The sequence below is a fragment of the Streptomyces ossamyceticus genome (genome assembly GCF_001418475.1).
Classification (GTDB): Bacteria; Actinomycetota; Actinomycetes; order Streptomycetales; family Streptomycetaceae; genus Streptomyces; species Streptomyces ossamyceticus.
Genome location: NZ_LIQX01000832.1, coordinates 1 through 7,503, shown reverse-complemented (window position 1 = coordinate 7,503; position 7,503 = coordinate 1). Strand labels below are relative to the sequence as shown.

At 71.1% G+C, this 7,503-nt stretch carries 5 protein-coding genes and 1 pseudogene; 5 read left to right on the top strand and 1 reads right to left on the bottom strand.

Features of this window, described 5'->3' with window-relative positions; all coding sequences use genetic code 11:
- The coding region (locus AOK15_RS39450; RefSeq protein ID WP_055523849.1) for a sensor histidine kinase at positions 1–1,577 on the bottom strand (1,577 nt) is incomplete at its 3' end.
- Between the two features lie 373 nt (positions 1,578–1,950).
- Here AOK15_RS39450 and AOK15_RS39445 point away from each other — a divergent pair.
- From AOK15_RS39445 to AOK15_RS39425, 5 genes and pseudogenes are all read left to right on the top strand, one after another.
- Positions 1,951–3,327 carry a cation:dicarboxylate symporter family transporter gene (locus AOK15_RS39445; RefSeq protein ID WP_055523844.1) on the top strand — a complete coding sequence of 459 codons (1,377 nt, stop codon included), beginning with the start codon at positions 1,951–1,953 and terminating at the stop codon, positions 3,325–3,327.
- 303 nt (positions 3,328–3,630) lie between these two features.
- A complete protein-coding gene (locus AOK15_RS39440; protein ID WP_055523843.1) occupies positions 3,631–4,059 on the top strand; it encodes a MerR family transcriptional regulator in 429 nt (142 codons plus the stop codon).
- Positions 4,056–4,388 (top strand): thioredoxin family protein, encoded by a 333-nt coding sequence (locus tag AOK15_RS39435; RefSeq protein WP_079058953.1) that lies wholly within the window; start codon positions 4,056–4,058, stop codon positions 4,386–4,388. Before AOK15_RS39440 ends, AOK15_RS39435 begins: the two co-directional genes overlap by 4 nt.
- Positions 4,389–4,514: 126 nt before the next feature.
- Complete coding sequence (locus tag AOK15_RS39430) at positions 4,515–6,806, top strand: HelD family protein (protein ID WP_205632305.1); 2,292 nt, start codon at positions 4,515–4,517, stop codon at positions 6,804–6,806.
- Positions 6,807–7,059: 253 nt separating this feature from the next.
- Positions 7,060–7,503 (top strand): annotated as a pseudogene (locus AOK15_RS39425) (cytochrome); the annotation flags it as partial.

Sequence of the window (7,503 nt, the reverse complement as noted above, 5' to 3'; positions counted from 1 at the left end):
GTCAGCGTGCCCCCGTGGCGGCGGGCCGTCTGGCGGACGAGGGCCAGCCCGAGGCCCCGGCCGCCGGGACCGGACGGCTTGGTGGAGAAGCCGCGCTCGAAGACGGAGTCCCGGTACGCCGGGTCCACGCCCGCGCCCGTGTCGCTGACCCGCAGCACCAGCACCGGGCCCCTCGCCGGGTCGTCCGGTCCGCCGGCCGGGCCCTCCGCCTCGTCCGTGTACGCCGTCACCGTCACCCGTGCCCCCGTCGTCCCCTGCGCCGCGTCCACCGCGTTGTCGATGAGATTGCCCAGCACCGTCACCAGGTCCCGCGCCGGGAGGGACTCCGGGAGCAGACCGTCGTCCATACGGCTGTCCTGCGACACCACCAGTTCCACGCCCCGCTCGTTCGCCTGTGCCGTCTTACCCAGCAACAGCGCCGCCAGGACCGGCTCCGTCACAGCGGCCACCACCTGGTCGGTCAGCGCCTGCGCCAGCTCCAGCTCGGCGGTCGCGAAGTCGATCGCCTCGTCGGAGCGGCCCAGCTCGATGAGGGAGACGACCGTGTGGAGGCGGTTGGCCGCCTCGTGGGCCTGGGAGCGGAGGGCCTGGGTGAAGCCGCGTTCGGAGTTCAGCTCACCCATCACGGACTGCAGTTCGGTCACGTCCCGCAGGGTGACCACCGTGCCGCGGCGCTCGCCGCCCGACACGGGCGAGGTGTTGACGACCAGGACCCGTTCGGCGGTCAGCAGGACCTCGTCCACCCGCGGCTCGGACGACAACAGGGCACCCGTCAGCGGCGCCGGCAGGCCCAGGTCCGCCACCGAGCGGCCGATCACGTCCTGCGTCACCCCCAGCAGTTCCCGCGCGCCGTCGTTGATCAGCGCCACCCGGTACTGGCCGTCCAGCATGAGGAGCCCCTCCCGCACGGCGTGCAGGGCGGCCTGGTGGTAGTCGTGCATGTTGCTCAGCTCGGCGGCGTTCATGTTGTGCGTGTGGCGGCGCAGCCGCGCGTTGACGATGTACGTGCCGACACCCCCGAGGGCGAGCGCGCCGGCGGCCACCCCGAGCAGGGCCGTCACCTGGCCCTGGACCCGGTCGCTGATCGCCTGCACCTTGATACCGGCGCTGACCAGGCCGATGACCCGGCCGTCCTCCTGTATCGGGGTGACCGCGCGGACGGAAGGGCCGAGGGTGCCGGTGTAGGTCTCGGTGAAGGTGCCGCCCCGCTGCGCCTTCTCGATGTGGCCGACGAAGCGCTGGCCTATCCGCTCGGGGACGGGGTGCGTCCAGCGGATGCCGTCCGGCGTCATGATCGTCACGAAGTCGACGCCCGAGTGCCGCTGCACCTCGGTGGCGTACGGCTGGAGCCGCGCGGTCGGATCGTCGGTGTGGACCGCGGCCCGCACGGACGGCGCGTCGGCGACCGCGGCGGCGACGGCCAGGGCCTGGCGGCCCGCCGCGTCCTCCGCCTGGCTCCGGTCGCTGATGTACGTGAACAGCGCGCACCCCGCGACGACGACCGCGATCAGCACCGCCTGCACGGCGAAGAGCTGACCGGCGAGGCTGCGGGGTCTGAGGAGGGACGCGACGCGCATGGCAACAGTCTGCATCGACGCGTCAGCGTGAACTAAATGAACGGAAGGGTGACCGCCCTCACAGGGCGGGAGATAGTCACCCCATCGGACATGTCCAGCACATGAACGACGAGAGGGAGTACGACTCCCGTCCGGGACCCCACACCCGAGCCGCCGGGAGACCGGCTCCCACACCCCCCGGGAGCCACTCCCATCGGGAGCCCCGGCTCCCGCAGTCAGGGAATCCACCGGGTTCCCCACCGCCGGGGAACTCGCCGAGTTCCCCGCCCGGGAGCCCCACTCCCACCCCTGGGAGTCCGTCTCCCGCAATCCCCCGGACGTGAGCCGCACGCCGGACGATCAGCCGACGACGTCGTCGACGAGGAGGGCAGCCGTGGCCAGCACCACCCATACGGCACCTACCGCACCCGCCAAGCGGGACCGCACCCACTACCTGTACATCGCCGTGATCGTGGCCGTGGCGCTCGGTATCGCCGTGGGCCTGATCGCCCCCGACTTCGCGGTCGAGCTGAAGCCCATCGGCACCGGCTTCGTGAACCTGATCAAGATGATGATCTCGCCGATCATCTTCTGCACGATCGTGCTCGGTATCGGTTCTGTACGGAAGGCCGCCAAGGTCGGTGCGGTCGGCGGCATCGCACTGGTCTACTTCCTGATCATGTCGCTGGTCGCCCTCGGTATCGGTCTGGTCGTCGGCAACATCGTCGAGCCCGGCACGGGCCTCGCGGTCACCGACGCCATCAAGGAGACCGGTCAGGCGCAGGTCTCGCCGGAGGCCAAGGACACCACCGAGTTCCTGCTCGGCATCATCCCGACGACCATCGTCTCCGCGTTCACCGGCGGTGAGGTCCTCCAGACCCTGCTCGTCGCGCTCCTCGCGGGCTTCGCGCTCCAGGCCATGGGCAACGCCGGCCAGCCGATCCTGCGCGGCATCGAGCACATCCAGCGCCTGGTCTTCCGCATCCTCGCGATGGTGATGTGGGCCGCCCCGATCGGCGCGTTCGGTGCCATCGCGGCCGTGACCGGCTCCGCCGGCCTGGACGCCCTCAAGAGCCTGGCCGTGCTGATGGTCGGCTTCTACATCACCTGCTTCCTCTTCGTCTTCATCGTGCTCGGCGCGCTGCTGAAGATCGTCGCGGGCCTGAACATCTTCACGTTCTTCAAGTACCTGGGCCGTGAGTTCCTGCTGATCCTGTCCACCTCCTCCTCCGAGTCGGCGCTGCCGCGCCTCATCGCGAAGATGGAGCACCTGGGGGTCAGCAAGCCCGTCGTCGGCATCACCGTCCCGACCGGCTACTCCTTCAACCTCGACGGCACCATGATCTACATGACCATGGCGTCCCTGTTCATCTCCGACGCCATGGGTACGCCGATGGCCGTCGGCGAGCAGATCGCGCTGCTGCTCTTCCTGCTGGTCGCCTCGAAGGGCGCGGCGGGTGTCACCGGCGCCGGTCTCGCCACCCTCGCGGGTGGTCTGCAGTCCCACAAGCCCGCCCTGGTGGACGGCGTCGGCCTCATCGTCGGCATCGACCGCTTCATGAGCGAGGCCCGCGCCCTCACGAACTTCGCGGGCAACGCGGTCGCCACGGTCCTGATCGGTACGTGGACCAAGGAGATCGACAAGGCCCGGGTCAACGAGGTGCTCGCCGGGAACGCGCCGTTCGACGAGGCGACGCTGCTGGACGACCACGCGTCGGCTCCGGCGGCCGAGGCCGAGCCGGACGGCGAGAAGGAACTCGCCAAGGCGTAAGCGCTCCGCTCGGGGCGCCGGGGGCAAGCGCCGTGGGGCTGTGGATCGGCTCCCGACTGCCGGTCGAGTGTGGCTGGTCGCGCAGTTCCCCGCGCCCCTGATGGGCCTGCGGCCCCAACCGCAGCCCCCTGAAACCCCGTACGGCCGGGCCCTCCCCCCGTAGACCCGGCCGTACGGGCACCACAACCTGAATACGCAGCCCGATACGCCGAGCGGCCAGCTCCTCCCCCTATGGACCTGGCCGCTCGGCTCTTTTCGTTTTTCTCTTTCCTTGACGTCGGGGTCAAGGATTAGCGTCCGTTCATGCGCATCGGCGAGCTGGCGGCACGGGCCGGGACCACGACACGGACGTTGCGGTACTACGAGGCGCGGGGGCTGTTGCCCGCGCGCCGGAGCGGCAACGGCTACCGGTCGTACGACGAGGCGGATCTGCGGCTGCTGCGGCAGATCCGGACGCTGCAGGACTTCGGGTTCGACCTGGAGGAGACGCGGCCGTTCGTGGAGTGCCTGCGGGCCGGGCATCCGGAGGGCGACTCGTGCCCGGCGTCGCTCGCGGTCTACCGGCGGAAGCTGGACGAGCTGGACGCGCTGATCGGCGAGCTGGCGGCTGTACGGGCCAAGGTCGGCGAGCAGTTGGCGCGGGCGGAGTCGGCGCGGGAGCGGCTGGCGGCCGAGGCGGAGGTTCCGGGCGGTCCGGAGCCGGAGTGCGAACTGGGAGGGGCCGGGTTGTGATCAGGGCTGCGGGTGTGGCCGAGGTGACGGACGCGGATTTCGCGGCGGAGGTGATCGGGGCGGAGCTGCCGGTGCTGGTGGAGTTCACCGCCGACTGGTGCCCGCCGTGCCGGCAGATGGGGCCGGTGCTGAGCGCCCTCGCGGCGGAGGAGGGGGAGCGGCTGAAGGTGGTGCAGTTGGACGTGGACACGAACCCGGAGACGACCCACCACTACCGGGTGCTGTCGATGCCGACGTTCATGGTGTTCCAGGGTGGTGCGCCGGTGAAGGCGATGGTCGGGGCCCGGCCCAAGCGGCGGCTGCTGGAGGAACTCGCCGACGTGCTCTGACACCGGGAAGGCGACAGGACGAGAAAAGCCCGCGAGCAATTGTGCTCGGGGGCTTTTCCTGCGTATATTGAATGGTTCGCGACTTCAATAAGGAGGAGTCGCAAAGAAGTTCAGTGAACACAGTATATGCGGGCGGGAGTGGAATTGTCAAACACCGGCTTTTCGCACGATGAATTGCGGCGGGAGCAGGAATTCATCGACGCGCTGTACCGGCGGGTCGACGCGCTGCGCGGTGAGACCGAGCACTCCGTCACCGACGCGTTGGCGCAGGGCAACACGCCCATGCAGGCCCGGCTGGAGCGGGACATCCTGGTCGCCGAACGCTCGGGTCTGCTGGCCGCCCTGAACGCCGTCGACGGCTCCCTGTGCTTCGGACGGCTCGACCTGGCCGACGGCGGCCTCCACCACGTCGGCCGCATCGGGCTGCGGGAGGACGACACCGAGCGCACCCCGATCCTCATCGACTGGCGGGCCGACGTCGCCCGCCCCTTCTACCTGGCCACCGGCCACACCCCGATGGGGCTGCGCCGCCGCCGGCACATCACCACCGAGGGCCGCCGGGTCACCGCCCTGCACGACGAGATCCTCGACCTCGGCGACGAGACCCGCACCGGGTACGAGGACCCCACCGGCGACGCCGTCCTGCTCGCCGCGCTCAACTCGGCCCGCACCGGCCGCATGGGCGACATCGTGCAGACCATCCAGGCCGAACAGGACCGCATCATCCGCGCACCGCACCAGGGCGTCCTGGTCGTCGAGGGCGGCCCCGGCACCGGTAAGACCGCCGTAGCGCTGCACCGCGCCGCGTATCTGCTGTACGAGCAGCGGGAACTCCTCGCCAAACGCGCCGTCCTCATCGTCGGCCCCAACCCCGCCTTCCTCGGCTACATCGGCGAGGTCCTGCCCTCCCTCGGCGAGACCGGCGTCCTGCTGTCGACGGTCGGCGAACTGTTCCCCGGCGTACGGGCCACCGCGACCGACACCCCGGACGCGGCCCGGGTCAAGGGCCGCGCCGACATGGCCGAGGTGCTCGCCGCCGTCGTACGGGACCGGCAGGCCCTGCCTGACCCGGTGATCGCCATCGAGCACGACCGGGAGGTCCTCATGCTCGACGACGACCTCGTCCGGGTCGCCCGCGAGCGCACCCGTGAGGCGAAGCTCCCGCACAACGCGGCCCGCGAGTACTTCGAGGGGTACATCCTCAACACCCTCACCGACATGGTCGCCGAGCGCATCGGCACCGACCCCTACGACGGCTCGAACCTCCTCGACGCCGGCGACATCACCCAGATCCGCGACGAGCTCGCCGAGAACCCCGAGGTGTGGTCCGCCATCGACCAGCTGTGGCCCCGGATCACCCCGCGCCGCCTGATCGCCGACTTCCTCGCCGAGCCCGAGCGCTTCCTCCCCGAGGAGGACGCCGACGCCGTCCGCCGCCCGGTCACCCGCGCGTGGACCGTCGCCGACGTGCCCCTCCTCGACGAGGCGGCCGAACTGCTGGGCGAGGACGACCGGTTCGCGCGGGCCCGGGCCGAACGCGAGCGGGAGACCCAGATCGCGTACGCGCAGGGCGTGCTCGACGTGTCGTACGCGTCCCGCACCTACGAGTTCGAGGACAAGGAGGACGGCGACCCCGAGAGCTCCGAGGTGCTGTCCGCGCACGACATCATCGACGCCGAGCGGTTCGCCGAACGGCACGAGGAGGGGGACCACCGCAGCGCGGCCGAACGGGCGGCGGCCGACCGGACCTGGGCGTTCGGGCACATCATCGTCGACGAGGCGCAGGAGCTGTCGCCGATGGCGTGGCGGCTGCTGATGCGCCGTTCCCCGACCCGCTCGATGACCCTCGTCGGCGACCCCGCCCAGACGGCGGAGGCCGCGGGCGTCGGCTCCTGGGCCGACATCCTCGCGCCGTACGTCGAGGACCGCTGGAAGCACACCCGGCTCGGCGTCAACTACCGCACCCCCGCCGAGATCATGGAGGTCGCGGCCGACGTCGTCCGCGCCGAACAGCCGGGCTTCGAGCCGCCCAGCTCCGTACGGTCCACGGGCGTACGCCCCTGGGCGCGCCGCGCGACCGCCCGGGATCTGCCCGCCGAGGTGGCCAAGGCAGCCGCCGAACTCACCCCCGCCGAAGGCCGGCTCGCGGTGATCGCGCCGCGCGCGCTGCACCGGTCGCTCGCGGCCCGCCTCGACGGTGTCACGGCCGGCGCGGAACCGGACCTCACCCGGACCGTCGTCCTCCTCGACCCCCGGCAGGCCAAGGGGCTGGAATTCGACTCGGTCCTCGTCGTGGAACCCGGGCGGTTCGGCACCAGCGACCTGTACGTGGCGCTGACCCGGGCCACCCAGGCACTCGGCGTCGTCCACACTCAGGTACTGCCCGAGGCTCTGCGGGAATCGCTGGCGGCGGCCTGACCGACGAAGGACGACGGGTGGGACCCCGCCGGTGCGCCGCCGGCACCCTGCGAGCGGGGCCCGACGGCAGCCGGACCGGGCCGCCCCGACACAGGGGGCGCACTCGGCCGGGGCCGCCCGCACCCAAGGGGGTGCTACCGGTAAGGCCAGGTGGGGGACACCGTCACCACATGTGCATCGGGGATCACCAAGCCGTAACAGTTCACGGCATCGTCACTGCTTGTGCAGGTGTCATGCGGTATGCGTGTCGCTCATGGAAACTCATCCGTTCGCGGCCGCTCCGGCCGGCAGCCCCACGCTCGACTCGCTGCCCGTGGAGCCGTTGCTGACCTCGGAGTTCGACACGGACCCGGGCAGCGTCTACGAGCGACTGCGGAGTACATACGGCCCCGTCGCTCCGGTGGGGCTGATGGGCGTTCCGGTGTGGCTGGTTCTCGACTACCGCGAGGTGCTCGAAGTCCTCCGCAACGACAGCGTCTGGCGGCGCGACGTACGGCACTGGCGGGCGCGCGCGGAAGGACGACTGCCCAGGGACTGGCCGCTGCTCGCCGGCTACGAGGTGCGGCAGACCATGTTCTTCGACGACGACGAGCACCGGGCCGCACGGCTGACCCACCACTCGGCCATGCGGCCCTTCCAGGACGGACACAGCCCCGAGGGATGGGAACTGCGGGCCGCCGTCGCCAAGTACGCCGAC

Bases quoted from the DNA above. Each gene is read 5' to 3' on its own strand.
- AOK15_RS39440 (WP_055523843.1), top strand. From the start codon at position 3,631: ATGCGCATCGGCGAGCTGGCGGCACGGGCCGGGACCACGACACGGACG.
- AOK15_RS39430 (WP_205632305.1), top strand. From the start codon at position 4,515: ATGCGGGCGGGAGTGGAATTGTCAAACACCGGCTTTTCGCACGATGAA.